Source organism: Christiangramia aquimixticola, from assembly GCF_048285835.1.
Taxonomy (GTDB): domain Bacteria; phylum Bacteroidota; class Bacteroidia; order Flavobacteriales; family Flavobacteriaceae; genus Christiangramia; species Christiangramia aquimixticola.
This window is the reverse complement of the sequence record NZ_JBLVTL010000284.1, coordinates 1-287: the sequence shown is the minus strand read 5'-3', so window position 1 is coordinate 287 and position 287 is coordinate 1. Positions and strand designations below refer to the sequence as shown.

Sequence of the window (287 nt, the reverse complement as noted above, 5' to 3'; positions counted from 1 at the left end):
ATGGGGATCGATCAGGAGTCTCCTTATGTTAAAAAGACAGATCTGATGATGGTCACAGGACCTGATGAATATGAAAGAATGCATCAGGCGACGCGGTTCATCATCGAAACGAAAAGCTGCTCGGTAGTGGAACTGAAAATACACCGGGTTTGCGATGGCGAGCTTCGAATCATAAGATGGCAAGCAGAGCCGGAGTTCGATTCAAACGGAAATTTGGTCAAGATCATCGGCGTCATGGTAGATATCACAGCCGAGAAACTCAGAGAAGCAGATATAGTCTATTTAAG

General features: G+C 45.3%; 1 protein-coding gene. It reads left to right on the top strand.

Annotated features, from left to right (window positions below):
• The coding region (locus ACNKXV_RS14505) for a PAS domain-containing protein (protein WP_417908411.1) at positions 1–287 on the top strand (287 nt) is incomplete at both ends.